The organism is Stenotrophomonas sp. STEN033 (assembly GCF_056856655.1).
Genome location: NZ_JBXFWM010000030.1, coordinates 1 through 25,618, shown reverse-complemented (window position 1 = coordinate 25,618; position 25,618 = coordinate 1). Strand labels below are relative to the sequence as shown.

Sequence of the window (25,618 nt, the reverse complement as noted above, 5' to 3'; positions counted from 1 at the left end):
CCCCTTGTTCGCGCCAATGCGCACCGTAGGCGACTGATCTGGATCAAATAGGTAGGGCCTCAGGTAGTGCCGAGCCATGCTCGGCAATGGTCTGCCCGATGGCTCCCGCCGCAGGGGCACTGTCGGGAATGCTTCAGCGGCACCGGTGCTATTGCTGGGAAAGCCCTTGCCGAGCATGGCTCGGCACTACCCGCGGGATGGTCAGATGACCCGGTTGCCGGTGCCGCTGTCCTCGATCCTGGGCTCGCTGCTGGCGTTGACGGTATTGCCGGTGCCGCTGAAGCTGACCTCGGCGGTCTCGTTGACCAGGATCATGTTGTTGTTGCCGCTGATGTCGATGCGGCGTGCATTGGTCAGGTTGAGGACGTTGTCGCTGCCGACCACGCGGACGGTGTCGACCTGTTCGTTGAGCACGGTGAACTGGCGGCCTTCCACGGTGATGGAGCGGGCTTTGCTGACATTGAGCGAGCCATTGGAGGCGGTCACAGTGACATCGCCACATTCGCCGTCGATGACCTGGCTGCTGTTGTCGTGGCTGATGCGCAGGTTCTTGCCGTCGCACAGTGCGCCCGCGCCAGGGTCAGTGAGGGTGCTGACTGCCGGGCCGTTGGTGGTCGCCGGCGCGACTGTTGCCGTTGCGGGCGACGGTTTGTTGCAGGCGGTCAGGCTGAGGGCGCTGGCAAGAACGATGTAGAACACGGGCTGCTTCATCAGCGATTTCCGGACTGAGGGGTCAGTCCGATGCTGTCAGAGCGGCTGCGAAGGTTTCATTAGGTGGGTGTGGCGCTGTGGCGAGCAGGCCCGGCCAAGGTGGGAGTCGCGGGCGCGCGGTGACCAGGGGCGTTGCCGTGGTGCCGACTCTTTCCCTTCTCCCGGTCACGGGAGAAGAGCCTGTCCCCGCGAAGGCGGGGATGCCCGAAGGGCGGATGAGGGCAGCTTTTGCCCCCGCCCGGTTTCGCGGATGGCCCCTCTCGCCTCAAAGGTCAAAGAGGGGCGCAGCTCAATCCAATATTACCGGTGGATTAGATCGCCTTGGCCAGATCCGCAGCCAGGCCGGCATAGCCACCCGGGGTCAGCTCGCGCAGGCGCTGCTTGGCATCGGCCGGCAGTTCCAGGGTTTCGATGAACTCGCGCATCGAATCGGCGGTGATGCCGTGGCCGCGGGTCAGGGCCTTGAGCTGCTCATAGGGGTTGGGCAGGCCGTGGCGGCGCATCACCGTCTGTACGGCTTCGGCCAGTACTTCCCAGGCGGCATCCAGGTCGGCGTCCAGGCGCTCCGGGTTGACGGTCAGCTTGCCCAGGCCCTTGGCCAGCGACTCCAGGCCCACCTGGGTGTGGCCGAAGGCGGTGCCCACGGCGCGCAGCACGGTGGAGTCGGTCAGGTCACGCTGCCAGCGGCTGATCGGCAGCTTGGCGCTGAAATGCTCGAACAGCGCATTGGCGATGCCGAAATTGCCCTCGGCGTTCTCGAAATCGATCGGGTTGACCTTGTGCGGCATGGTCGAGGAGCCGACTTCGCCTTCCTTGAGCTTCTGCTTGAAGTAGCCCAGCGAGATGTAGCCCCAGATGTCGCGGGCCAGGTCGATCAGGATGGTGTTGGCGCGGCGCGCGGCGTCGCCGATCTCGGCAACGTTGTCGTGCGGCTCGATCTGCGTGGTGTAGGGGTTGAACACAAGGCCCAGCGAGGTGACGAAACGCTCGGCGAAGGCCGGCCAGTCCACGTCCGGGTAGGACACGACATGGGCGTTGTAGTTGCCAACGGCGCCGTTGATCTTGCCGGTCAGCTCGACCGCGCCGATCTGGCGGATCTGGCGCTCCAGACGGGCCACGACGTTGGCGATTTCCTTGCCAAGGGTGGTCGGCGAGGCGGTCTGGCCGTGGGTGCGCGACAGCATCGGCTGCGCGGCCTGGGCATGGGCCAGCTGACGCAGCGCGGCGGCGATGCCGCCATAGGCCGGCAGGACCACCTTTTCGCGGGCTTCGGCCAGCATCAGGCCATAGGACAGGTTGTTGATGTCCTCGCTGGTGCAGGCGAAATGCACGAACTCCAGCGCCGGGGCCAGCTCGGCATCGTCCTTGAGCTGTTCCTTGATGAAGTACTCCACGGCCTTGACGTCGTGGTTGGTGGTGCGCTCGATTTCCTTCACGCGGGCGGCGTTGTCGACCGAGAAACCGTCGGCCAGCGCACGCAGCTTGGCCTTGCCGCTGGCCGAGAAGTCAGCCAGCTCGGCGATGCCCGGCTCGGCGCCCAACGCCAGCAGCCATTCGATCTCGACCTTGACGCGGGCCTTGATCAGGCCGTACTCGGAAAAGATCGGGCGCAGTGCGTCGACCTTGCCGGCATAACGGCCATCAAGCGGGGACAGGGCGAGCAGGGCGGCTTCTTGGCGGGACGTATCCGTCATGGCGGCGTGCAGTTGGGCAGTGGCGGGGGCGCATATTCTACGCTGCCCGGGCCATCGCCGTTGCCGGGCCGTTCTGTCCCATCGGCCGCGGATGTGTTTGCCCGGGCAGGCGGGTATGGTGGGCGTAGCCGCCAGCCCGGGAAATCTGCCCACCGCCAGCCGCAGCTTTCCCTTCCCCAACAATGAGATTGTGCGGAGTTGATGATGAGCAAGGTTTCCAAAGCAGGTTTCCGGACCGAACACGACAGCATGGGCGAACTGCAGGTGCCCGCCGAGGCCCTGTGGGGCGCGCAGACCCAGCGCGCGGTGCAGAACTTCCCGGTATCCGGGCAGCGCATGCCGCGCGCCTTCATCCGCGCGCTTGGCTTGATCAAGGGCGCCGCTGCCGAGGTCAACACCGGCCTGGGCCTGCTGCCCAAGGGCGTGGGCAAGGCGATCCAGTCCGCGGCCACCGAGGTGGCCATTGGCGCCCACGACCAGCATTTCCCGATCGACGTGTACCAGACCGGTTCGGGCACCTCATCCAACATGAATGCCAACGAGGTCATCGCCACCCTGGCCAACCACAGTGGCAAGGCCGGCAAGACGGCGGTGCACCCCAACGACCACGTCAATCTGGGGCAGAGCTCCAATGACGTGATTCCTACTGCCATCCGCGTCTCGGCCCAGCTGGAAACGATGGAATCGCTGCTGCCGGCGCTCAAGCACCTGCGCAAGACCATCGACAAGCGGGCGCGCGGCCTGGGCAAGATCGTCAAGACCGGCCGCACCCACCTGATGGATGCCATGCCGCTGACCTTTGCCCAGGAGTTCGGCGCCTGGTCGGCCCAGCTGGCCTCGGCCGAAGGGCGCATCGAGGACGCCTTGAAGCGCCTGCGCCGGCTGCCGCTGGGTGGCACCGCTATCGGCACCGGCATCAATGCCGACCCACGCTTTGGCGGCAAGGTCGCGCGGGCGCTGTCGGCCAGTACCGGGGTCAAGTTTGAAAGTGCAGCCAACAAGTTCGAAGGCCTGGCCGCGCAGGACGATGCGGTGGAGCTGTCAGGTCAGCTCAATGCGCTGGCGGTGGCTCTGATCAAGATCGCCAATGACCTGCGCTGGATGAATTCAGGGCCGCTGGCCGGTCTGGGCGAGCTGGAGCTGCCGGCGCTGCAGCCGGGCAGCTCGATCATGCCGGGCAAGGTCAATCCGGTGATTCCGGAAGCCACCGTGATGGTGGCCGCGCAGGTCATCGGCCACCACACGGCGATCACCGTGGCCGGGCAGACCGGCAACTTCCAGTTGAACGTGGCGCTGCCGCTGATTGCCGCCAACCTGCTGGATTCGATCCAGTTGCTGTCCAATGTGATGAACCTGCTGGCCGACAAGGTGTTCGCCGGCCTGGTGGTCAAGCAGGAGCGGGTGCGGGAGGCGCTGGCGCGCAACCCCATCCTGGTGACGGCCTTGAACCCGATCATTGGTTACGAGAAGGCGGCGGCGATTGCCAAGCGTGCCTACAAGGAGCAGCGGCCGGTGCTGGACGTGGCGCTGGAAGACAGCGGCTTGTCCGAGGCCGAGCTGAAGCGGCTGCTGGACCCGGCGGCGTTGACGCTGGGTGGTATCCACGACCATTGAGGCGGGTAGTGCCGGCCATGGTCGGCATTGCCCCGCTTTCCCCCTCCCTTTCGCGCAGCGAAGGGGAGGGCTGGGGAGGGCTTGGCTTTTGAGCCTTTCGGGTGGTGGCAGTTTCGCGGCGCATGCCGCTTCTGCAGGCTTTGTTGGTAAAGCCTCTGCCGAGCATGGCTCGGCACTACATGGCGTTAGTCGAGCTGCCTGGGGGGCGGCTGGGGCTCAGCGTATGGCGCGCAGGTTGGCCAGCGCTTCGTCGTACTTCTCGAACTCGGGAATGTGCTTGGCCAGGTCCGGTGGGAATGGCGATTGGCCTTCGGGGATCTGCAGCGGTAGCGTGCGCTGCTGTGCCAGCGACGGATCGGCGTCCACCAGGGTGTTCTGGCGCATGATCTGCAGCTTGACGAAGCTGGTCTGCAGCATGGCCTGCTGCTCGGCATTCAAGGGGATGACGATGTCATCCACGCGCAGGCGGCCGTCGGGCAGGATGTCCAGGTTCGGGTAGGGTGCGCGACGGATCGCGATGCGCTCCAGCGTTACCTCGGTCTTGGGTTTGCTGCGCTCGCTGCGGTGCTCGGCGTACTTCTCGCGATCACAGCCCGTCGCCAGGGTGGCGAAGGCAACGAGGATCAGCAACAACAGATTTTTCATGGCGTCGGCACAACAACGGCGGGGGAGGCCATTCTACCGCCCCCACCAGACACCGGTCAGGAACGCAGATCAGGGGATCTGGACATTGCCATCGCGGCAGTCGTCGATATCGCCCTGGTCCATCTTCGCGTACGGCTTGAACTCGGGCACCGCCGCAGCCAGTTGCTGCTGGGTTGCCATCAGCGCCGGCAACTGGTCGCACAGCTTGGCGGCACTGGCCTTGATCTTGTCCGCTTCGGCATTGATGCGTGCTTCGATCTGCTCGGAGTTGCCTGAGAAGATGCCCTTGATCGCCTCGCCCGCGGCCTTCGCACCCAGGTTGGCACCTTGCACGCCGATGTCGATGCCGGCTTCGGCAATGCCGATCATCTGTGTGCGATAGCGCAGGGTGATGGCGCGTTGGCTGTCATTGAGCGGGATGGATGCGCCGTTGATCAGCAGGTCGCCGGCTGGGGTGAGCTCGACCCTGGCACCATCGGAGCCGATGCTGATATTGCCTTCGGCCATTTCCTTGCGGGCCTTGTCGGTGGCTTCGCGGACCTTGGCGCCAACGGTGGTGTCGGTCGCCGGTGCATTGGCGGCCGGCTTTTCGCCGCAGGCGGCCAGCGGGAGTGCCAGCGCCAGGGCGAGCAGGGATGCGTTGAGGATCTTCATGGTGTGCGTTCCGTTGCGATTGGAAGGAATTAGCGTTTCTTGGGCAGATCGACGGCGCCGCTGATGCCGGAATGATTCACCGAGCCGCTGCCGAGCCGGTCCACCTTGAGGCTGGCGGCGCCGCGTACATCCAGGTCGCCAGAGCCCAGCGAACCCAGGCTCACCGCGCCACGGCTGTCACGGACGTCGACATCGCCGGAGCCAATGCTCTCAATGCGCACCGCACCCTGCACGCCCTGCAGTTCAAGGTCGCCCGAGCCCACGCTGCCAACCCGGGCATCGCCGCGCACGCCGTTGATCTTTGCATCGCCCGATCCGACCGACAGCAGGTACAGCGCGCCGATGTTGTGGAACTCGACGTCACCTGAGCCGACCGCGGCCGTGGCCAGGCCCCGGATGTCACGTGCACTGACATCGCCGGAACCCACGTCGGCACTCATGCTTTGCGCGCCGGCCAGCGAGGCATCGCCGGAGCCGACCTTCAGCTGGACCAGGATGTCGTCAGGCAGGCTGCCGGTCAGGTCCAGATAGGCATAGGTGTTGCCCAGGTTGATGTTCAGCCCTTGGCTCTTGCGCTCCAGCGTCACCACCAGCTTGTCGCCGACCTTGCGTTGGCTCAGCGACAACTGCTCCAGCAGCGCCTGGCTGGAGGCACAGGCGCGTCCGCCGAGGGCAGCTTTCGCGCCGGGGCTGGCCTGCAGGCGCAGGTCATGGCTGTTGACTTCGAACACCACGGTCTTGCTGCCGCCCAGGTCCAGGTTCAGCGATTGCGGTGCGGTAAAAGCGCAGGGCTGGCTGGCGAAGGCGGCGCCCGGGGCCGCCAGCAGTGCGGCCAGTACAAACGTCTTGTGCATGTACATTCTCCCGATAGAAAGTCAGATGTCGTCGCGACGGCGGCGCAGATAGATGGCGGCGACGATGAGAGCGATGCCAACAATCGCACCAATCCAGATATCCGGGTTGGAGACTACCTTGCCAAGGCTGTGGTGCTGCAGCAGCCATTGCACCAGATCGGCTGGCGTCTGCACGTCGTTGTCACCGAGGTTGGTGTCGGTCAGGCCGCGCGGCAGCCACGAAGACGGGAATACGCTCAGCAGTCCACGATAGGCAACGGTGTACCAGATCCAGCCCAGTGGCAGCTTCACGCCTGGCATGGCGCCGAGGATGCTGAGCATGGTGCAGGCCAGCAGCGGCAGCAGCACCGCCCACAGGAACGGCTTGCTACGCACCAGTGCCGAGCAGAACATCAGCCAGCCCACGGTTGGCAGTGCCCACAGCAGGCTGATCGGCAGGGTGCCCAGGACCAGCGCGAGGATCCGGAACGGGTGCGAGTGGGTGGCAATGGCCCAGGGACTGGTGGCGCCGGCGCCCGCAGCGCCCAGCATTGCCACCACCCACAGCACCAGGCCGACCGCCAGGCCAATGGCCATCGCGATCAACGGTGCCAATACCAGGGCCCAGGCCGCTTTGGACAGGACGGTCTGGGTGTCGGACACCGGCAGCGATTTCCAGAACAGCACGCTGCGGTCGCGGCGGTCGTCGTAAAGGCTGCCCAGCGCGTAGAAGAACACCACGAAGGCCAGGATCAGTGATGCCAGGAAGATGCCGGCCAACAGCAGGCCATCGCCGAAGGCTCCCATGACCTTGAGGTATTCGCTGGCATCGCCGGTGTGGTTGATGCCGTCGGAACTGCGGGCGGCGAACACACCGATCAGCGCGCCGATGCTGGCGAACAGGATGGCGATGCCGCCGGTGATGACCTGGGCCCAGACGAAACCGCCCCGGTTTTCCCAGTATTCACGCTTGAGCAGCCACTTGAACTTGCCGAGCGGGGTGATGTTGTGAACGGCGTTCATGCGTAGGTTCCCTTCATGGTGGCCACGAACAGGTCGGCCAGGCCGGGGGTGCGGATCTCGCCCAGGGCGGTCAGTTGGTTGCGATCGGCGCCGTCGAACAGCAGCACGGTCTTGCCGAATGGCAGGGAACGTTCTTCGATCGGCGCCAGGGCGCGCGCTGCCTGCAGCGTGTCAGCCGAGGCCAGCAGCTCGGTGTAACGCTCGGCCAGGGCTTCCATGTCCGAGGACAGCACGATCGAGCCATCACGGATGAACAGCACATCGGTCAGGATGTGCTCGATCTCTTCCACCTGGTGGGTGGTGATGATGATGGTCTTCTGTTCGTCGAAGTAATCCTCCAGCAGGCGCTGGTAGAACTCCTTGCGGTACATGATGTCCAGGCCGAGGGTGGGCTCGTCCAGCACCAGGATCCTGGCGTCGATGGCCATCACCAGGGCCAGGTGCAGCTGCACCACCATGCCCTTGGACATCTCGCGCACGCGCTGCTTGGGGTTGAGCTTGGTATTGGCCAGGAAACGCTCGCAGCGGGCGCGGTCAAAGCGCGGGTGCACGCCGGCGACGAAGTCGATGGCTTCCCTGACCCGCAGCCAGCGCGGCAGCACCGCGACGTCGGCAATGAAGCAGACATCATTCATCAACTCGTCGCGCTGGCTGCGCGGATCCATGCCCAGTACCCGCAGGTCGCCCTCGAACGAGGTCAGGCCGAGCAGGGCCTTGAGCGCGGTGGTCTTGCCGGCACCGTTGGGGCCGATCAGGCCGACGATGCGGCCCGGTTCGATGGTGAAACTTGTGTTGTCCAGCGCTGGCTTCTGCTTGTAGGCCTTGCGCAGGCCCTTGGCGGAAACGACGGCTTCGACGGCGGCGTTCATAGAGTGGTCCCCGGTGGCAGCAAATCTTTCATGGTCAGGCCCAGGCGCTGGATGCGCTCCAGCACGGCCGGCCATTCGTCATTGAGAAAACGGTCGCGCTCGTTGCCGCGCAGCTTCTGGGCGGCTTCTTCGGTCATGAACATGCCGAGGCCACGGCGCTTCTCGACCAGGTTCTCGTCGGCCAACTCCTGGTAGGCGCGTGAGACGGTGATCGGGTTCAATTGGTACTCGGCCGCCACCTGGCGCACCGATGGCAGGGCGTCGCCCGGCTTCAGGATTCCGTCCAGCATCATCGCGATGACGCGATCCTTCAGCTGGCGGTAAATGGGAGCGCCATCGCTCCACTGGATATCGCTCATGGGTCAGCTCCGCGAATTCAGCTGTGCGAAAGAAAAATAAGGCATCGAAAGACTGGTCCGCATACGCCGGGCCGGTCGTTTCGTTTTGGGGCTTTCGTCGGCATCCTGCCCATCACCACCCACCTGGGCTGCATAATCCCTGGCATCGGCCAGGCCGTTGCCGAGGGAACTGGAGCAGCCCAGCAACAGCAAGGTGCCTGTGACCATCAGTGCGTGGAGAGCGTGTCTGCCGTGCTTGGTGTTCATGGAGGCCCTGTGTAGGGTGGCTGGTGTTGTATGCAACTATAACACCGACACGCCGACATGCAACTGGTTCTGACCCAACTGATGGCCTATGCCATTCCAACCCTGCTCGTGGCGTCGAGGAGACTCCCATGAAAATTCGTAATTTATTGATTTCAATTGCCTTTATTGCGGGTTCCAGTGCTGCGTTGGAAGCGCTGGCGGGGCCGTTGCTGGATCGCAATTACCGTTCGTTGGCTGGAAAAGACGAGATCAACCTGAATCGCGCGTATGGCGGCAAGGTATTGCTGGTGGTCAACACCGCTTCCAAGTGCGGGTTTACCCCGCAGTACGAGGGGCTGGAGGCATTGCAGCAGGAACTGTCGCCACGTGGTTTTGCCGTATTGGGCTTTCCGTCCAACGATTTCAAAGGCCAGGAGCCAGGCAGTGAGGCGCAGATCCAGGAGTTCTGCACGCTTACTTACGGGGTGAAATTCCCGATGTTCCAGAAGGTCCATGTAATCGGACCGGAGACGACGCCGCTCTACCAGGACCTGACCCGCATCAGCGGCGTGGCGCCAGCATGGAACTTTCATAAATATCTGATATCCCGCGATGGTCAGGTGCTGGCACAGTTTCCGAGCCGGGTGAAGCCGGATGATCCCGAACTGCGGGCGGCGATCGACCGCGCGCTGGCCGCACCAGCACCACAGCGCTGATGCGCCTCGACATCTGCGGCGTGCATGCGACAATGTCGCCCCTCGCGCCGCCGGTGGCGTTTGTTCACTTCCAGGAATGCAGCGAATGAAGATGGGAAAGCGTGGCGCGGTTGCGTCGCTTCTGATTTTGGCGATGGCGGCCCCCGGGGTCGTTTTTTCGCAACAACCTGCCGCTGCGGCGGCGACCAAGGAGAAGTCTGTTTTGACCTCGGATCGTGAAAAGATTGGCTATGCCATCGGTATCGACGTGGCCAGCTCGTTTGAGCCGATTGCCTCGGAAGTGGATGTGGCTGCCCTGCGCCGTGGCGTGGAGAACGCGTTTGCTGGCGGCCAGCCGCTGCTGTCGCAGGAAGAAGCTCAGAAGACCGATCAGGCACTGCGTACCTTGATGATGGTGCGTTCGGGTCAGCAGGTTCCGGGCATGGCACCGGGCAGCCAGCCGCCGTCGGTGGACCGCGAAAAGGTCGGCCTGATGCTGGGCAGCTTCGCCGTGGGTCCGTCGCTGGCACGCATCCAGAAGGACATCGATCTGGATTCGGTGTTCCAGGCCGTCACCACCGTGTTCGCCAAGGGCACGCCGTTGATGACCCACGAGCAGGCACAGGGCGTGCTGCAGGCATTCAGCGCCACCAAGGAAGCTGAAATGAAGGCCGAGGCCGGCAAGGCAGCGCAGACCAACCGTGAAGAGGGCAATGCCTTCCTCGCCAAGAACAAGACCCAGCCGGGCGTGGTGACCACCGCTTCGGGCCTGCAGTACCAGGTGCTGCGCGCCGGCAGCGGCGAGCGCCCGATGGCCAGCAGCCGCGTGCGTGTGAACTACGAAGGCAAGCTGCTCAACGGCGAAGTGTTCGACAGCAGCTACCAGCGCGGCCAGCCGGTCGATTTCGGCTTGGACCAGGTCATCAAGGGCTGGACCGAAGGCGTGGCACTGATGCCGGTCGGCTCCAAGTACCGCTTCTGGATTCCGGGCGAACTGGCCTACGGCGAAGCCGGCACCCAGGGTGGCCCGATCGGCCCGAACGCGACGCTGAGCTTCGACGTCGAATTGCTGGGCATCATGCCGTAAGGCTGATCACGGAGCAGGCGCAACCATGCGTGTAGCTATTTTCGGCACCGGCTATGTGGGTCTCGTTACCGGGACCTGCTTGGCGGAAGTAGGACACGATGTGGTCTGCGTCGATATCGACCAGGCCAAGGTCGAAGGCTTGGGGCGCGGGATCATCCCGATCTACGAGCCTGGCCTTGAGCCGATGGTGAAAGCCAACCACGCTTCCGGGCGCTTGGCTTTCACCACCGACGCGGCGCAGGCCATCGATCATGGCGAAGTGGTTTTCATCGCGGTAGGTACACCGCCCGATGAAGACGGTAGCGCCGACCTGCAGTACGTGTTGGCGGTTGCCCGCACCATCGGCCGCCATCTGGCGCGGCCGACGGTGGTGGTCAACAAGTCGACGGTGCCGGTTGGCACCGCGTACAAGGTTCGTGCCGCCATCGCTGAAGAGCTGGCGGCACGTGGCCTGGAGATCGCTTTCGATGTGGTCTCCAATCCCGAATTCCTGAAGGAAGGCGATGCGGTCGCGGACTGCATGCGCCCGGATCGCATCGTCATCGGTGCCAGCAGCGCGCATGCGGTGACGGTACTGCGGCGCCTGTATGCGCCATTCAACCGCAACCGCGACCGCGTCGTGGAAATGGACGTGCGTTCGGCCGAGCTGACCAAGTACGCCGCCAATGCGATGCTGGCGACCAAGATCAGTTTCATGAATGAAATTGCCACTATCGCCGAGCGCGTAGGCGCCGACATCGAACAGGTACGGCAGGGCATAGGCTCTGATCCACGCATCGGCTGGCACTTCATCTATCCAGGCGCCGGCTATGGCGGCTCCTGTTTCCCGAAGGACGTTCAAGCCTTGGCGCGCACCGCCGCCCAGCACGGTCATCAACCACAGCTGCTCAACGCGGTGGAAGCCGTGAATGCGGCGCAGAAGGGCCATCTTTTCGAGCTGATCCAGCGCCACTATGACCGCGGCGAGGACGAGGGGGTGCGCGGCAAGACCTTCGCTGTCTGGGGGCTGGCCTTCAAACCCAATACCGACGATATGCGCGAGGCCCCGAGCCGCCGCGTGTTGGCGCAGTTGTGGGAAGCCGGCGCCAGGGTGCAGGTGTTCGATCCGGAAGCCATGGCCGAGGCGCGCCGCATCTTCGGCGAGCGGGACGACCTGGTGTTCTGTGATTCAGCCTTTGCAGCATTGCATGATGCCGATGCGCTGGTGGTGGTCACCGAGTGGAAGCAGTTCCGCAGCCCCGACTTCGCGCGTATGCGCGAAGCACTCGGTGATGCGGTGGTATTTGATGGCCGTAACCTCTACGACCCGGTTGAAATAGAAGCCGCCGGCCTGGCGTATTACGGTATTGGTCGAGGACGTTCCGTACATGCATGAATCAACTTCCGAACAGCGCGAGCAAGCGCTGGAAGCACGCCTGGTTGAGCTGGAGATGCGCGTCTCCTTCCAGGAGCACGCCCTGGCGGAGATGAGTGAAGCGTTGGCCGATGCCCGTATGCAGGGCACCCGTAACGCCGATCTGCTGCGCCACCTACTTGATGACCTGGGCAAGGTGCGCACGGCGTTGTACGCCGATGCTGCCGACGAACCACCGCCCCCGCACTACTGATATTTCCTATGAGTGACAATATTCGCGACCAGCTGCTCGGGCTGGGTTTCAAGCCAGCTCCCAAGCCGGAACGCAAGCCGGAAGCGCGCCGTGACGGCCGCTCGCAGGGCAAACCGGCGCAGGGCAGGCCGCAGGCGGGCAACAAGCCTGCGCATGCGGGCAAGCCGAGCCAGCACGGCAAGCCTGCCCATCCGGGCAAGCCCGGGCAGGGCAGGCCGCAGCAGGGGCCGCGCAAGCCGCGCTCGCAGGAAGATATCGACCTGGCCAAGGCTTACGCGATCCGTGCGCAGAAGGAAAAGGACGAACGCATCCAGGCCGAACAGGCCAAGCAGGAAGAGGCGCGTCGGCGACGCGAGGCCCGGGCCAAGCTGGATGAGCTGATCAAGGACAAGGGCCTGAACGACCCGAACGCCGACATCGCACGTCACTTCCCGTACGGCGGCAAGATCAAGCGTATCTACGTCAACGCCGAACAGCTCAAGGCGCTCAACGCCGGCGAGCTCGGCGTGCTGCAGCAGAACGGTCGCTATCTGCTGGTCACGGCCGAGCTGTTGGCGCAGGCCGAGGCGATTTTTGCCCAGGCCGTGGCACTGAAGGTCGACCAGAATGCTCCTGCAGATGCTGATCCCTACGCCGATCCGCAGTACCAGGTGCCGGACGATCTGGTCTGGTAGGGCCTGGGATCATCCAGCGGGAACGAAGAGACAGGCTTCTGGCCTGTCTTTTTGTTTTTGGGGCCTGATCAGGGTTTGTTGTCTGGAATCCGGCCGACACTGACGATGGCACGGATATGTGCGTGGGCTGCGTTGTTCAGCGCCATATGCAGGTAGATGTCGGTGGGGTTGTCGGGGTCGAACAGGGTATAGGCGTGTTCGTCCCAGCCGGATTCCCCGGTGACTGGCTGCCACTCCACCTTGTACCTCTCTTCGGCCATCTTGCCGAAATCAATGAAATCGGTGGCGATGGTCGCGGGGTCGCCGCTGATGGCCGTCATCGTGCAGATGCCTTGGTCGAAGAGAGCAAAGCCGTACAGCTTGTCCTCGTTCGTCAACAGCCAGGCCCGGCCTTTGCGGCCCTTGAGGAAGTTCTCCGCAGACCTGCCTTCCAGGCGCTGGGCGACGCTGTCCAGCCTGGCGGTCAATTCCGTGGGTTTGTCCAGGTACTGGAAGCAGGAGGCGACGAACCCGGGGATCGTCTGGTCTGCCTCGGCGTGGGCCATGACCGGTGCGGCAAGCAAGGCGGTGGCCAACGGGATGGATCGCAGGTAGTGCAGATTCATGACAACTCCCCCTGTGTCGTGAGTGCTGCGCCGTTATAGCAGGACCCTGCGAGGGCGGCTGTGTTCAGTTGCGCATGCTCCGTGCCTGCCGCGAAGGCGGCAGCCAGTACCAGGCGATCAGGGTGCCGAGCAGGGCGAAGCAGCCGCCCGCAATGAAGGCGACCTTGCCATCACCGAAGCGCCACAGCTGGCCGGCGATCAGCGCGCCAAGCACACCGCCGAGCCCGGAAGAGAAGCCGTAGAACAGGCCCTGGCCGTGGCCGTTGAGGTTGCCCGGGAAATAGCGGGCCAGCAACTGCATGGCCGAGGCGAAGAACGCGGCGAAGCCCAGGCAATGGGTGGTCTGCGCGACCAGCATCACCGGCAGGTTCTCCGGCCACAGCGCGGTGGCCCACCAGCGCAGCGCGGCGCTGGCCATGGAGATGATCAGCAGCCAGCTGGCATCCCAGCGGCGGAAGAAGCCGGCGATCAGGAAGAACACCGCCACCTCGAAGACCACGCCCACCGTCCACATCAGCCCCAGCAGCGAGGTGCTGTAGCCGTGCTGGTCCATGTACAGCGAGAAGAACGTGTAATACGGCCCGAACGAGAGCTGTTCCAGGAACGCGGCGATGAAGAACGCCAGCACCGGCTTCTGCCGCACGATGCTCCAGAAGCCGCCGTCGTGATGGCTGTGCGTACCGATGTTGCGTGCATAGCGGTTGAGGAAGGCCGAGCCGGTCATCAGCACGAACAGCGGCAACATCATCCAGGGCAAGCGGCTGGCGCCATGCTTTTCGATCAGCCAGCCGAACAGGGTAACCACGGCGATGAAGCCCAGTGAACCCCAGACCCGGATCATGCCGTAGCGATGGCTGTCCGCGCCCAGATGGGTGAGGGTGATGGACTCGAACTGCGGCATCACCGCGTTGTAGAAGAAGCAGAACGCGATCATCACCGCATACAGCGTCCACGGTGGGGCGGGCACCAGGAAGCCGGCGAAGCAGGCAATGGTGAGCACACAGCCGATCCGCAGCCAGCGGATCGGGTGGGGCGATACCGCCGCCAGCGAGGTCCAGGTGCTGGGGGCAACCACACGCGTGGCATACCACAGGCTCATCATCACGCTGATGGCGGTGATGCTCATCTCACGTGATTGCAGGTACAGGCTCCAGTACGGCGTGAAGGCACCCAGCGCGGCGTAATAGAAGAAGTAGAAGCTCGACAGCCGTGCGGTAGGCACGGCCTGCGATGGCAGGGCAACGGACGTCATGGAGATGCGCGGGACGCGCTGGGCAGACAAAGGGGGAAGCGGTGTGTGCCGCTGCCGCCTATTGTGCCTTTTGCCGGCACCCGATGGCAGTTCGCGGGCTGCAGGCCTGCGCATCGTTGATCCCGCACCGGCAGGCGCAACGCCTTCGGGGAGTCGGATTCGACAAGGGGCGTTGGCGTCGCGGCAATAGCAGCCCCGGGTGCGCTGCGCTTACCCGGGCTACGCTAGCTGCCACGCCGATGAACGGCCAGGGCGCATCCTTCAGGGCTTGGCCTGCGCGTTCCACTCGGCGACCTGCGCCTTGGTCCGGGCCAGCATCGCGTCCAGTGCGGCGCGATCATAGACCTTGCCGCGCATCACCACGGTATTGATCGCGCGGGTGGCGGTGATGTCCTGCAGCGGGTTGCGGTCCAGCAAAACCAGGTCGGCGGCCTTGCCTGCGGCAACCGCACCGTAGCGATCCAGCTTGCCGAACCAGGCCGGGCCGGCGCGGGTAGCCGATTGCAGTACCTGCAGCGGCGTCAGCCCTTCGCGCACATACAGTGCCAGCTCGTTGTGCAGACCGATGCCGGGGAAGTTGTAGGAGTTCAAAAAGCCCGCATCGGTGCCGGCCATGATGCGTACGCCGGCTTCCTGCAGCATCGGCAACACGGCGGCAACCTGCGCGTAATGGGCGTGACGGGCCTCGATCTGCGCGGGCGTGGCCTTGGCCGCGCGCTCCACGCGCCAGGCATAGGTATCACGCAGGCCTGGGCCGATATAGGCCAGGTAGGGATCGTTGTCGCGCGGCTCGACATCGAGGAAGTCGATGATGCGGCCGCCATCCAGCGTCGGGGTCACGGCGACGCCGAGTTCGGCAAAGCGGCGGTAGGCTGCCATCGCCGTGTCGCGGTCGAAGCCGGCATGCAGCCTGCGGTTGGCTTCGGCGCGGTCGATGCGGCCGGCGGCGAAATCGGCGGCGATCGCAGCCTCGTCCTTGACCCCGGCCTTGAAGGCGTAGTCCAGGTGCTCGATCGAGCTCATGCCGGCCTCGATGGCCTGGCCCACGGTCAGCGCCATCGGCACATGGCCCGAGCTGCGCAGGCCGCGTGCCTTGGCCTGGCTGACCGCGTACAGGAACAGCTCCGGCTTCAGGGTGCTGTCGGTGATCTTCACGAAGTCGACCTGGTCGCGTTGCTCGCGGTCCAGGGCGGCGTCCACGCCGGCCTTGTCACCGGCTTCAAGCGTGCCCTTCCAGACCGGTGCCAGGCCTTCGATCTTGGCGCCGGAGGTGAACAGCTGCGGCCCGAACAGCTGGCCGCTGGCAATCTGCCCGCGCCAGGACAGCACCTGTTCGGCGAGATCGCCGGAGGCATCGCGTACGGTGGTGATGCCATGGGCCACGTACAGCGGCAGCAGGGCCTTGTTCTCCTCGATCAGCGCAGGGCCGCCACCGAAGTGCACGTGCATGTCCCACAGCCCGGGAATCAGGTAGCGGCCGCGTCCGTCGATGGTGGTGCTGGCCTGCCATTGCGCGCCTGCAGCGGCGTCGTCGGTTACTGCAACGATGCTGCCGTCGCGGATCGCCACCGTCTGCGCGGGCACGGTGCGGCCATGCTCGACATCGATCACGGTGGCATGGCGGATCACGACATCGGCCTGGGAGGGCGCGGCGATGGCGGGGGAGATGCTGGCTGCCAGTGTCGTCAGCAGCAGGCCGAGGGTGTTCTTCATCAGGAGGTTCCAGTGGTAAGCGATTGCCGTGTGGGGCGATGACAGGGCGGGGTTCAGTGGGCGCCGGCCTTGCGCAGCAGGTCCTCGATCACGTGTTGGCCCCGCTGCCGGGCGTGCGCCAGCGGGGTGACGCCCTCTGCGTCGGCGAGGTTGACGTCGGCGCCGGCGGCGATCAGCAGGCGGGTGATGTCGACATAGCGCGAACTGCCATCACCGAGGATGACGGTCTCCAGCAAGGCGGTCCAACCGAGGTTGTTGATGTGGTCGACGTCCACACCGGCCTCGATCAGCAACTGCACCGTGGCGACGTGGCCGCGCTCGGCCGCCGGTATCAAGGCGGTGCCGCCGTAGCGGTTGGTGCTGCGCAGGTCGGCGCCGTGGGCCAGGGTCATGCGCAGGATCTCGTTCTGCCCGCTGGCACCGGCATGGAGATAGGGGCTGTCCTGCATCCGGTCCTTGGCGTTGACGTCGGCGCCTGCGTCGATCAGCGTCCGGGCGGTTTCGATCTGTTTCGCACGAACGGCGATCAGCAAGGGGGTGCGTCCAGCGGCATCGCGGTTGTCGATGTCGGCACCCCGGCCCAGCAGGACCTCGACGCGGCGGCTGTCGCCTTTCTCCGCTGCCTGCTGCAGCTGTTCCGCTGCAATCGCGCCACTGCTGGCGCTGCAGGAAGTGAGCAGGGTTGCGGCCAAGGCCGGGGCAGCCATCCAGTTGTTCACGATCATTGCCTGCCTTTGTTCCAGTTCATGTGCTGCGGCGTGGCTGCGGTGTTTGCCCGAGCCTGCAGGCGATGCTACAAGTGGATAGAGCTATCGTAAAATTAAATGTAATGGTCGATTCCATTCTAAAAACAAATAGGGCCTATTTCGATCTGGACCTGCTGCGGGCGCTGGTGATGGTGGCCGATTGCGGCAGTTTCACTGCCGCAGCAGCGCGCCTGCATTCCACCCAGTCCACCATCAGCCAGAAGCTGCGGCGGCTGGAAGAACTGGCCGGGCACCGCCTGCTGGACCGTGGGGTGCGCGATGTGCGGCCGACCGATATCGGTGAGACCGTGCTCGGCTATGCGCGGCGCATGCTGTCCTTGAACGAACAGCTGGGCGAAGTATTGTCCGGCAGCGGTGCCGCCACGGTGATCCGGCTGGGTGTGCCTGAGGACTTCGCCGCCGGCCGCACCACGCGGGTGCTGGCCGAGTTCAGCCGGCTGCATACGCGGGTCAAGTTGGAGGTCAGCAGCGGCCTGAGCCGGGCGTTGGCGGAAGGCTATGAACGCGGCGAGCTCGACCTGATCCTGGTCAAGCAGCGGCGGGGCAGTCGCGAGGCGGTGGCCTGCTGGCCCGAGCCGATGTGCTGGGTGGACAGTGCTTCGAGTCCTGCTTATGCGCTTGAGCCAGTGCCGCTGGTGGCTTTCCCGCCGCGAGGCATGTATCGGGAAGACATGATCGATGCGATCGAAGGCCTGGGCCGACGCTGGCGGATCAGCTTCACCAGCTCCAGCCTCGGCGGCATCCAGTCCGCGGTCTGTGATGGGCTGGGCATCAGCTTGCTGCCTGCGCGTGCGGTCAGCAGTGGCCATGTGGTACTGGGCGCCGACAGCGGCTTGCCGACGATTGACGGCATCGAGCTTGCGCTGCTGCACCGGCCCTCGGCCGATCCGGAGGCCAAGGCGTTGGCGGCCTTGCTGATTGAAATGCTGGCGCAGGACGGCGCACCGGGCTGAGTGCGTCGCCTCAAAACAGATCTTCGACCGGCGTATCCAGCAGTTCCTTGGCGCTGTGGGTGAAGCGGCGCAGGCTGGAAATGCCCAGATCGCGGATCAGTGAATGGGTGCCGTGCGGCAGGGCCGAGTCGTAGATGTCCTGCGGTGCGACGTTCTTGCCGTGCACGCCAGGCATCAGGTCGATGCCGGCAGCGGCATAGCAGTGCTGCACCATCGCCGAGCAGTACAGCGCGCCTTCCTTGGACAGCAGGTTGCTGCGCCGACGCAGGCGGGTGCTGTGCATGGCGAACAAGGTGCCGACCAGCTCGCTGAGCGAATAGCTGGACAGGCCGGACAGCAGGTCCAGCGCGGCTACCTGCACCTTGTGGGTTTGTGCCGCATCCAGGCCGAAATCGAGGATGGCCAGGTTGGGGAAGGCCTCATCGTCGAAGTAACGATCGGCGCGGTTCTCCTGCGCGCCGAGGCGGAGCTGGCGATTGCGCAGGTCCAGGTCCGATTCCAGTACCCACCAATGGCCGTCCAGGCGTTGCTCGCTGAACAGGAAGGCGTGCGACCACAGGCTGCGATGACCATCCTGGGTGAGCGGTGCCTGTGCCTTGCGGATGGCCTTGCCGACCCAGTCATCGGTACCGCACAGGCCGATGCGGCCGGGCGCGGCGTGCTTGCGGATCAGCTCGGCATTGCGGCTTTGCATGGGGCAGGGCGTCTGGAAGGATGGCTGCAGGATAGAGGCTGCCAGCGCGCCTGTGCGCGCCGGCAGCGGCGGATCATTCCGGATCGTAATCCAGGTTGGAGGCCAGCCAGCGCTCCACCTGTGCCCGCTCCACGCCCTTGCGCCTGGCGTAATCGGTGACCTGTTCGCGCGATACCCGGCCGACCACGAAGTACTGGCTCTGCGGGTGGCTGAAGTAATAACCGGATACCGCGGCGGTGGGCAGCATGGCGAAGCTTTCGGTCAGCGACATGCCAATGCCCTCGGCGTCGAGCAGTTGGAACAGGGTCTGCTTCTCGCTGTGTTCGGGGCAGGCCGGGTAGCCTGGGGCCGGGCGGATGCCGCTGTATTTCTCGGCGATCAAGGCCTCATTGTCGAGCTGCTCGTCCTTGGCATAGCCCCAGAATTCCGTGCGTACGCGCTGGTGCAGGCGCTCGGCCAGGGCTTCGGCCAAGCGGTCGGCCAGGGCCTTGAGCAGGATGGCGTTGTAGTCGTCGTGGTCGGCTTCGAAGCGGGCAACGTGTTCATCGATGCCGATGCCGGCGGTAACCGCGAAGGCGCCGATCCAGTCCTGCTTGCCGCTGTCTGCGGGCGCGATGAAGTCGGCCAGGCAGAAGTCCGGGCGCTCGGCCGGCTTGTCGACCTGCTGGCGCAGGAAGTGCAGGGTGCGTTGGTCAAGCGATGGAGCCAAGAGCTTGCCCTCATCCGCCCTTCGGGCACCTTCTCCCGCAGGCGGGAGAAGGGACGAAGCGATGCCTTCTCCGCGCGGGAGAAGGGTGAGCACGACATCATCTCCGTTGCTGTTTGCCGGCCAGATGCCAAACACCGCCCGCGCGGTCAGCCACTTCTCATCCACGATGCGCTTGAGCATGGCCTGCGCATCCTTGAACAGATCACTGGCCTGCGGGCCCACGATCTCATCGGTGAGGATGGCCGGGTACTTGCCTGCCAGTTCCCAGGCCTGGAAGAACGGCGTCCAGTCGATCACCGGCAGCAGGTCTTCCAGCGGATAGTTGTCAAAGACATGCACGCCCGGCTGGTTCGGCGTCGGCGGGGTGTACTGGTTCCAGTCGCAGGTGAAGCGCTGGCCGCGTGCGTGCTCCAGCGATACCAGGCGCTTGGCGTCGCCGCGGTTGCGGTGGCGCTGGCGGATATCGGCGTAGTCGGCGTCGTTGGCGGCGACGAAGCTGTCGCGCAACTCGCGCGAGATCAGCGACTGCGCAACACCTACCGCACGCGAGGCGTCCTTCACCCACACCGTGGGTGCGCTGTAGAACGGATCGATCTTCAGGGCGGTGTGTGCGCGCGAAGTGGTGGCACCGCCGATCATCAGCGGCATCTCGAAGCCCTGCCGCTGCATTTCCCTGGCGACGTGGCTCATTTCCTCCAGAGACGGCGTGATCAGGCCAGACAGGCCGATGATATCGGCGTTCTCGGCGCGGGCGGCGTCCAGGATCTTCTGCGCCGGCACCATCACGCCAAGGTCGACCACTTCGAAATTATTGCAGGCAAGTACCACGCCGACGATGTTCTTGCCGATGTCATGCACGTCACCCTTGACCGTGGCCATGATGATCTTGCCGTTGGACTTGCCGACATCGCCGGTGCGTGCCTTCTCTTCCTCGATGAAGGGCAGCAGGTAGGCCACGGCCTTCTTCATCACGCGCGCGGATTTCACCACCTGCGGCAGGAACATCTTGCCCGCGCCAAACAGGTCGCCGACCACGTTCATGCCGTCCATCAGCGCGCCTTCGATCACGTCCAGCGGACGCGCCGCGTGCTGCCGGGCTTCCTCGGTGTCTTCCTCTACCCAGGCATCCAGGCCCTGCACCAGTGCATGGGCCAGACGGTCGCGCACCGGGCGTTCGCGCCAAGCCAGGTCCTCGACCTTCTTCTCGCCCTTCTTGCCCTTGTAGCGTTCGGCGATCTCCAGCAGGCGCTCGGTGCCATCGGCGCGACGGTTGAGGATCACGTCCTCTACGCGCTCGCGCAGTTCCGGGTCGAGCTGGTCGTAGATCGGCATCGCACCAGCGTTGACGATGCCCATGTCCATGCCGGCCTTGATGGCGTGGTACAGGAACACCGAATGGATGGCCTGGCGCACGGTCTCGTTGCCACGGAACGAGAACGACACGTTCGACACGCCGCCGGACACATGGCAGTGCGGCAGCGTGCGCTTGATGATGCGGGTGGCCTCGATGAAGTCCACCGCGTAGTTGTCGTGTTCCTCGATGCCGGTGGCCACGGCAAAGATATTGGGATCGAAGATGATGTCTTCCGGCGGGAAACCCACGTCTTCGGTGAGGATGCGGTAGGCGCGGGTGCAGATTTCCACCTTGCGTTCGCAGGTATCGGCCTGGCCCACTTCGTCGAAGGCCATCACCACCGCAGCGGCGCCGTAGCGGCGCACCAGCCGGGCGTGTTCGATGAAGGCCGCTTCGCCTTCCTTCAGCGAGATCGAGTTGACCACGCTCTTGCCCTGCAGGCACTTCAGGCCGGCTTCGATCACGCTCCACTTGGACGAGTCGACCATCACCGGGATGCGCGCGATGTCGGGCTCGGACATGATCAGGTTGAGGAAGCGGGTCATCGCTTTCTCCGAATCGATCAGGCCTTCATCCATGTTGACGTCGAGGATCTGCGCGCCACTGGCCACCTGCTGGCGGGCAACGTCCACGGCTTCTTCGTAGCGCTCTTCCTTGATCAGCTTGCGGAACTGTGCGCTACCGGTGACGTTGGTGCGCTCGCCGACGTTGATGAACAACAGGTCAGGAGTGATGACCAGCGGTTCCAGGCCGGACAGGCGGGTGTAGTGGGTTGCGGTGTCGTTGCTCATTACCAGACCTTGAAAACCTGTCCATTGGCGATGCCATCGATGCTGCGCTGGTAGGCCAGTGCGGCGCGGGCGGCGGAAACCGGTTCAAAGCCGGGGAAGAAGTCGCCGTAGGCATCCAGCGCTTCGCTCAGCACGCTGGGGCTTACCGCGTTGATGCGCAGGCCGCGCGGCAATTCGAGGGCGGCGGCGCGGACGAAACCTTCGATGGCGGCATTGACGCTGGTGGCGTTGGCGCCCTGGGCGATCGGTTGTTCGGTGAGGATGCCGGTGGTCAAGGTGATGCTGCCGCCGTCACGCAGATGGTGCTGGCCGAGCAAGGCCAGACGCACCTGGCCCAGCAGCTTGTCATGCAACCCTTGTGCGAACTGTGCCGTGCTCATTTCCGCCAGTGGCCCGAAGTGGACGCTGCCGGTAGTGGCGACGATGGCATCGATTGCGCCGACTGCCTGCAGCAGCGCAATCACGCTGTCATCGCTGCCCAGATCGACGCTGTGCAGCGGGTCCGAGCGCGAGGCGGTGATGACCTGATGCTGTTGCCGCAGATGCTGTGCAACCGCCGAGCCCAGGGTGCCACTGGCACCGACCAGCAGGATCTTCTTCATCGCTGCATCCTCATGCGGCCTTGTCTGCAGCCAATGGCAACGCACGTGGCGGCAAGCCCGCAACGGCTTCGGCAATGGCACGGATGTGTTCGGGCGAAGTGCCGCAGCAACCGCCCACCAGGTTCAACAGCCCGGATTGGGCGAACTCCTTCAGCGTGGCTGCCATTTCCTCGGGCGTCTCGTCGTACTCGCCGAAGGCGTTGGGCAGGCCGGCATTGGGGTGGGCGCTGACGTAGCCGGTGGAGACCTGTGACAGGGTTTCCACATGCGGCCGCATGTCGGTGGCGCCCAGCGCGCAGTTGAAGCCGATCGACAGCGGCTGGCTGTGCGAGACCGAGGCATAGAAGGCTTCGGCGGTCTGCCCGGACAGGGTGCGGCCGGAGGCATCGGTGATGGTGCCGGAGATCATGATCGGCAGGCGCCCGCCGCGCGCATCGAAGACTTCCTCGATCGCGAACAGCGCGGCCTTGGCATTGAGCGTGTCGAAGATGGTTTCCACCATCAAGGTATCGGCACCGCCATCGATCAGGCCTTCAATGGCCTCGCGGTAGGTCGCGCGCAGCGCGTCGAAGCTGGTGTTGCGGAAGCCGGGATCGTTCACGTCCGGGCTGATCGATGCGGTGCGGCTGGTCGGGCCCAGCACGCCGATCACGAAGCGCGGCTTGTCCGGCGTGGTCGCCTCCACCGCCTCACAGCACTGGCGCGCGACCTGGGCGCCGGCCTTGTTCAACTCGTAGACCAGGTGTTCCAGGTGATAGTCGGCCTGGCTGACCGAGGTGGCGTTGAAGGTATTGGTTTCGACCAGGTCGGCACCGGCCTGCAGGTAGGCGGTGTGGATGCCGGCGATGACGTCGGGCCGGGTCAGCAGCAACAGATCGTTATTGCCCTTGAGGTCGTGCCCACAGGACGGCCCATGCACGTGCTGGCTGTCGAACCCGTCGACGAAGCGTTCGCCCCGATAGTCGCCTTCTTCCAGGCGATGGCGCTGGATCATGGTGCCCATCGCGCCATCGATGATGAGGATGCGCTGGGCCAGGGCGTCATGCAGCTTGCCGACGCGATCGGGGTGTAGCCAGGGGAGGGCTTGCATAGGGCGGGCCGAAGAGGTGGATCAGGGTTGGTGGGCGATCAGGGAGATCACTTCGAAGTGCGGCGGGCGCTTTTCGCGGGTGACGGTCTCCAGGCTGGAGACTTCCAGGCCGGCCTTCTCGACGAACTTGCGCAGCTCCTTGCCGGTGAAGCCCAGGTTGACGTGGCCATAGGCCTCGACCGCGACCTTGTGCTCATGGCGGGCCAGGCTGCACAGCATCAGCCGGCCCTGCGGGCGCAGCACGCGTGCGCACTCGGCCACGGCTTTGGCCGGCTGGCTGGAGTAGGTGAGGGCGTGCATCAGCACTACCAGGTCGAAACTGGCATCGGCGAACGGCAGCTTGTGCATGTCGCCTTCCAGCACTTCCACATTGGGCAGCTTGCGCAGGCGCTCGCTGGCGGCGGCCACCACGCGAGCGCTGGTGTCGATGCAGACATAGCGCTGTGCATGCGGGGCCAGCAGCTCGGCCAGCACGCCGTCGCCGGAGGCGATGTCCAGCACGTCGCCGGTTTCCAGCAGCGGCAGGGCGCTGCGCGCCATCGCTTCCCAGGTGCGGCCCGGCGAGTAATGGCGCTCCATGTCACCGGCGACGCTGTCGGCCCAGTTCTGGTCGGCGGCGCGCATGGCCAGCACTGCCGGCACGCGCTCGGCGTCCTGGCGCAGCAGCGGATCGTCGCTGCCGCTGCTCAGGGCATGCCACAATGCACGTTGCGCAGCGTCCAATGCCGCCTCGTCGAAACGGTAATACGCCGAGACGCCGGCGCGGCGATCGCGAACCAGGCCGGCTTCCTTGAGCCTTGCCAGGTGGGTGGAGACACGCGGCTGTGCCAGCGTGGTGATGGCCGACAGCTCGGCCACGGTCAGTTCTTCCTGTTCCAGCAGGGTCAGCAAGCGCACACGCGTTGCATCGGCGAACACTTTCAGACGGGTTGACCAGTCTTCCAGATCCATAAATATCTACCTATCGCGATATAGAGATATTTTCGCTTTGTTGCCGGTTTCGGTCAAGGCGATGCATAGGCTGAATGCGGTTGCGATGGTTACAATCGCAACTTGATCATGCCCTGGGAGGGGTGTTGTGGATTTCAGTTATTCCGACGAGCAGCTGATGCTGCAGGACGTCGCCCGTCGTATCGCCAAAGAAAAGATTGCCCCCAGCGCCGAGCATTTCGATGCCACCGGCGAGTACCCCTTGGAGAACATCCGGCTGCTGGGCGAAAACGGCCTGATGGGCATCGAAGTGCCGGTGGAGTACGGCGGCTCGGGAATGGACCCGGTCTCCAGCGTGCTGGCCATCATCGAGGTATCGGCGGCCGACGCGGCGCACGCCACCATCATGTCGGTCAACAACTCGCTGTTCTGCAATGCGGTGCTCGGTTACGGCACCGAAGCGCAGAAGCAGACCTATGTGCGCGCGATTGCCGAAGGCCGCGAGATCGGTGCGTTCGCGTTGACCGAGTCGCAGTCCGGTTCCGATGCCACTGCCATGCGCTGCCGCGCGGTCAAGCAGGCCGATGGTTCGTTCGTGATCAACGGCCAGAAAAGCTGGATCACCTCTGGCCCGGTGGCGCGCTACATCGTGCTGTTCGCGATGACCGAGCCGGAAAAGGGCTCGCGCGGCATCACCGCTTTCATGATCGACACGCAGAAGCCGGGCTTCGGCCGCGGCAAGACCGAGCCCAAGCTGGGCGTGCGCGCGTCGGCTACCTGCGAGATCGAGTTCCAGGACTATGTGGCGGCGGCTGAGGACGTGATCGGCAACGAGGGCGAGGGCTTCAAGATCGCGATGAGCCTGCTGGATTCGGGCCGCATCGGCATCGCCTCGCAGGCGGTGGGTATTGCCCGGGCGGCCTATGAGGCCTCGCTGGAATACGTGCGGGAGCGCAAGTCGTTTGGTGCGCCGATCGGCAGCTTCCAGATGATCCAGGCCAAGATCGCTGACATGAAGTGCAAGCTGGACGCCGCCCTGTTGTTGACCCTGCGTGCGGCCTGGATCAAGGCCCAGGGCAAGCGGTTCTCCACTGAGGCTGCGGTGGCCAAGCTGACCGCATCGGAAGCGGCGATGTGGATCGCCCACCAGGCGGTGCAGATCCACGGCGGCATGGGCTATTCCAAGGAGATGCCGCTGGAGCGCTATTTCCGCGATGCCAAGATCACCGAGATCTATGAAGGCACCTCGGAGATCCAGCGTCTGGTGATTGCACGCAACGAGACAGGCGTGCGCTAAGCGCACTGTAATGCCGGGCAAGGCCCTGATGTAGTGCCGAGCCATGCTCGGCAGATTTCCTCATGTAGTGGGGGGGGCCGTAGAGCAAGATGGGAAAACGCAGTAAAAACGTGTGAGCCACAGTGTGGAGCGACAACTCACCAGAAAAAAAAAAAACACAAAACAACTGGG

At 64.6% G+C, this 25,618-nt stretch carries 26 protein-coding genes; 8 read left to right on the top strand and 18 right to left on the bottom strand.

Annotation, left to right across the window (positions count from 1 at the left end; all coding sequences use genetic code 11):
- Positions 1-201 precede the first annotated feature (201 nt).
- Positions 202-711, bottom strand: coding sequence for a DUF3060 domain-containing protein (locus tag AC1VXC_RS11750; protein WP_481539114.1), 510 nt, complete (start codon positions 709-711; stop codon positions 202-204).
- 311 nt (positions 712-1,022) lie between these two features.
- Positions 1,023-2,405 carry an adenylosuccinate lyase gene (gene purB / locus AC1VXC_RS11745; RefSeq protein ID WP_313169903.1) on the bottom strand — a complete coding sequence of 461 codons (1,383 nt, stop codon included), beginning with the start codon at positions 2,403-2,405 and terminating at the stop codon, positions 1,023-1,025.
- A 204-nt stretch (positions 2,406-2,609) separates the two neighbouring features.
- Between purB and AC1VXC_RS11740 the strand changes: the two genes are divergently transcribed.
- The gene (locus tag AC1VXC_RS11740) at positions 2,610-4,019 is read left to right on the top strand and encodes a class II fumarate hydratase (protein WP_313169905.1); all 1,410 of its coding nucleotides are present in this window, start codon (positions 2,610-2,612) and stop codon (positions 4,017-4,019) included.
- A 216-nt stretch (positions 4,020-4,235) separates the two neighbouring features.
- On the opposite strand, the gene AC1VXC_RS11735 is transcribed toward AC1VXC_RS11740, so the two are convergent.
- From AC1VXC_RS11735 to AC1VXC_RS11705, 7 genes are all read right to left on the bottom strand, one after another.
- Positions 4,236-4,664, bottom strand: coding sequence for a hypothetical protein (locus AC1VXC_RS11735; RefSeq protein WP_313169907.1), 429 nt, complete (start codon positions 4,662-4,664; stop codon positions 4,236-4,238).
- Between the two features lie 69 nt (positions 4,665-4,733).
- Complete coding sequence (locus AC1VXC_RS11730) at positions 4,734-5,318, bottom strand: DUF2884 family protein (RefSeq protein ID WP_313169908.1); 585 nt, start codon at positions 5,316-5,318, stop codon at positions 4,734-4,736.
- A gap of 29 nt (positions 5,319-5,347) precedes the next feature.
- Positions 5,348-6,172, bottom strand: a complete 825-nt coding sequence (locus tag AC1VXC_RS11725; RefSeq protein ID WP_313169910.1) for a DUF4097 family beta strand repeat-containing protein — start codon at positions 6,170-6,172, stop codon at positions 5,348-5,350.
- Positions 6,173-6,193: 21 nt separating this feature from the next.
- Complete coding sequence (locus AC1VXC_RS11720; RefSeq protein WP_313492987.1) at positions 6,194-7,174, bottom strand: ABC transporter permease; 981 nt, start codon at positions 7,172-7,174, stop codon at positions 6,194-6,196.
- The gene (locus AC1VXC_RS11715) at positions 7,171-8,043 is read right to left on the bottom strand and encodes an ABC transporter ATP-binding protein (protein ID WP_313492988.1); all 873 of its coding nucleotides are present in this window, start codon (positions 8,041-8,043) and stop codon (positions 7,171-7,173) included. Before AC1VXC_RS11715 ends, AC1VXC_RS11720 begins: the two co-directional genes overlap by 4 nt.
- Positions 8,040-8,402 (bottom strand): GntR family transcriptional regulator, encoded by a 363-nt coding sequence (locus AC1VXC_RS11710; RefSeq protein WP_062166162.1) that lies wholly within the window; start codon positions 8,400-8,402, stop codon positions 8,040-8,042. Before AC1VXC_RS11710 ends, AC1VXC_RS11715 begins: the two co-directional genes overlap by 4 nt.
- A gap of 3 nt (positions 8,403-8,405) precedes the next feature.
- Positions 8,406-8,648: a hypothetical protein gene (locus tag AC1VXC_RS11705; RefSeq protein ID WP_313169916.1), complete on the bottom strand. Its 243-nt coding sequence runs from the start codon at positions 8,646-8,648 to the stop codon at positions 8,406-8,408.
- 128 nt (positions 8,649-8,776) lie between these two features.
- On the opposite strand from AC1VXC_RS11705, the gene AC1VXC_RS11700 reads away from it, so the two are divergent.
- From AC1VXC_RS11700 to AC1VXC_RS11680, 5 genes are all read left to right on the top strand, one after another.
- A complete protein-coding gene (locus tag AC1VXC_RS11700) occupies positions 8,777-9,343 on the top strand; it encodes a glutathione peroxidase (RefSeq protein ID WP_481539115.1) in 567 nt (188 codons plus the stop codon).
- 85 nt (positions 9,344-9,428) lie between these two features.
- Positions 9,429-10,409 (top strand): FKBP-type peptidyl-prolyl cis-trans isomerase, encoded by a 981-nt coding sequence (locus AC1VXC_RS11695; protein ID WP_313169919.1) that lies wholly within the window; start codon positions 9,429-9,431, stop codon positions 10,407-10,409.
- Positions 10,410-10,434: 25 nt separating this feature from the next.
- Positions 10,435-11,784 (top strand): UDP-glucose dehydrogenase family protein, encoded by a 1,350-nt coding sequence (locus AC1VXC_RS11690; protein ID WP_482995046.1) that lies wholly within the window; start codon positions 10,435-10,437, stop codon positions 11,782-11,784.
- Entirely contained in the window at positions 11,777-12,016 is a 240-nt protein-coding gene (locus AC1VXC_RS11685; RefSeq protein WP_313169923.1) for a SlyX family protein, read from the top strand. Before AC1VXC_RS11690 ends, AC1VXC_RS11685 begins: the two co-directional genes overlap by 8 nt.
- Before the next feature lie 8 nt (positions 12,017-12,024).
- A complete protein-coding gene (locus tag AC1VXC_RS11680; RefSeq protein ID WP_481539197.1) occupies positions 12,025-12,690 on the top strand; it encodes a DUF2058 domain-containing protein in 666 nt (221 codons plus the stop codon).
- A 68-nt stretch (positions 12,691-12,758) separates the two neighbouring features.
- Here the strand turns inward: AC1VXC_RS11680 and AC1VXC_RS11675 are convergent, their stop codons facing one another.
- From AC1VXC_RS11675 to AC1VXC_RS11660, 4 genes are all read right to left on the bottom strand, one after another.
- On the bottom strand, positions 12,759-13,295 hold the full coding sequence (locus AC1VXC_RS11675) for an NMCC_0638 family (lipo)protein (protein WP_481539198.1): 537 nt from the start codon (positions 13,293-13,295) through the stop codon (positions 12,759-12,761).
- Between the two features lie 64 nt (positions 13,296-13,359).
- Positions 13,360-14,547, bottom strand: coding sequence for an MFS transporter (locus tag AC1VXC_RS11670; protein ID WP_313169929.1), 1,188 nt, complete (start codon positions 14,545-14,547; stop codon positions 13,360-13,362).
- A 261-nt stretch (positions 14,548-14,808) separates the two neighbouring features.
- Positions 14,809-16,260 (bottom strand): amidohydrolase family protein, encoded by a 1,452-nt coding sequence (locus AC1VXC_RS11665; protein ID WP_313169930.1) that lies wholly within the window; start codon positions 16,258-16,260, stop codon positions 14,809-14,811.
- A gap of 53 nt (positions 16,261-16,313) precedes the next feature.
- Positions 16,314-16,985, bottom strand: a complete 672-nt coding sequence (locus tag AC1VXC_RS11660) for an ankyrin repeat domain-containing protein (RefSeq protein WP_481539199.1) — start codon at positions 16,983-16,985, stop codon at positions 16,314-16,316.
- Positions 16,986-17,089: 104 nt separating this feature from the next.
- On the opposite strand from AC1VXC_RS11660, the gene AC1VXC_RS11655 reads away from it, so the two are divergent.
- Positions 17,090-17,980: a LysR substrate-binding domain-containing protein gene (locus AC1VXC_RS11655; RefSeq protein WP_481539200.1), complete on the top strand. Its 891-nt coding sequence runs from the start codon at positions 17,090-17,092 to the stop codon at positions 17,978-17,980.
- 10 nt (positions 17,981-17,990) lie between these two features.
- On the opposite strand, the gene AC1VXC_RS11650 is transcribed toward AC1VXC_RS11655, so the two are convergent.
- The 5 genes from AC1VXC_RS11650 to AC1VXC_RS11630 all read right to left on the bottom strand — a co-directional run bounded on the left by AC1VXC_RS11650 (position 17,991) and on the right by AC1VXC_RS11630 (position 24,171).
- Entirely contained in the window at positions 17,991-18,674 is a 684-nt protein-coding gene (locus AC1VXC_RS11650; RefSeq protein ID WP_312916724.1) for a hypothetical protein, read from the bottom strand.
- 73 nt (positions 18,675-18,747) lie between these two features.
- On the bottom strand, positions 18,748-21,528 hold the full coding sequence (gene metH / locus AC1VXC_RS11645) for a methionine synthase (RefSeq protein ID WP_481539201.1): 2,781 nt from the start codon (positions 21,526-21,528) through the stop codon (positions 18,748-18,750).
- Positions 21,528-22,130, bottom strand: a complete 603-nt coding sequence (locus AC1VXC_RS11640; protein ID WP_481539202.1) for a short chain dehydrogenase — start codon at positions 22,128-22,130, stop codon at positions 21,528-21,530. Before AC1VXC_RS11640 ends, metH begins: the two co-directional genes overlap by 1 nt.
- A 10-nt stretch (positions 22,131-22,140) precedes the next feature.
- Entirely contained in the window at positions 22,141-23,220 is a 1,080-nt protein-coding gene (locus AC1VXC_RS11635; protein ID WP_481539203.1) for a homocysteine S-methyltransferase family protein, read from the bottom strand.
- A gap of 21 nt (positions 23,221-23,241) precedes the next feature.
- Positions 23,242-24,171: an ArsR/SmtB family transcription factor gene (locus AC1VXC_RS11630; RefSeq protein WP_313493001.1), complete on the bottom strand. Its 930-nt coding sequence runs from the start codon at positions 24,169-24,171 to the stop codon at positions 23,242-23,244.
- Positions 24,172-24,298: 127 nt separating this feature from the next.
- Here AC1VXC_RS11630 and AC1VXC_RS11625 point away from each other — a divergent pair, with 127 nt between their 5' ends.
- Positions 24,299-25,447 (top strand): acyl-CoA dehydrogenase family protein, encoded by a 1,149-nt coding sequence (locus tag AC1VXC_RS11625; RefSeq protein WP_481539204.1) that lies wholly within the window; start codon positions 24,299-24,301, stop codon positions 25,445-25,447.
- Positions 25,448-25,618: the final 171 nt, after the last annotated feature.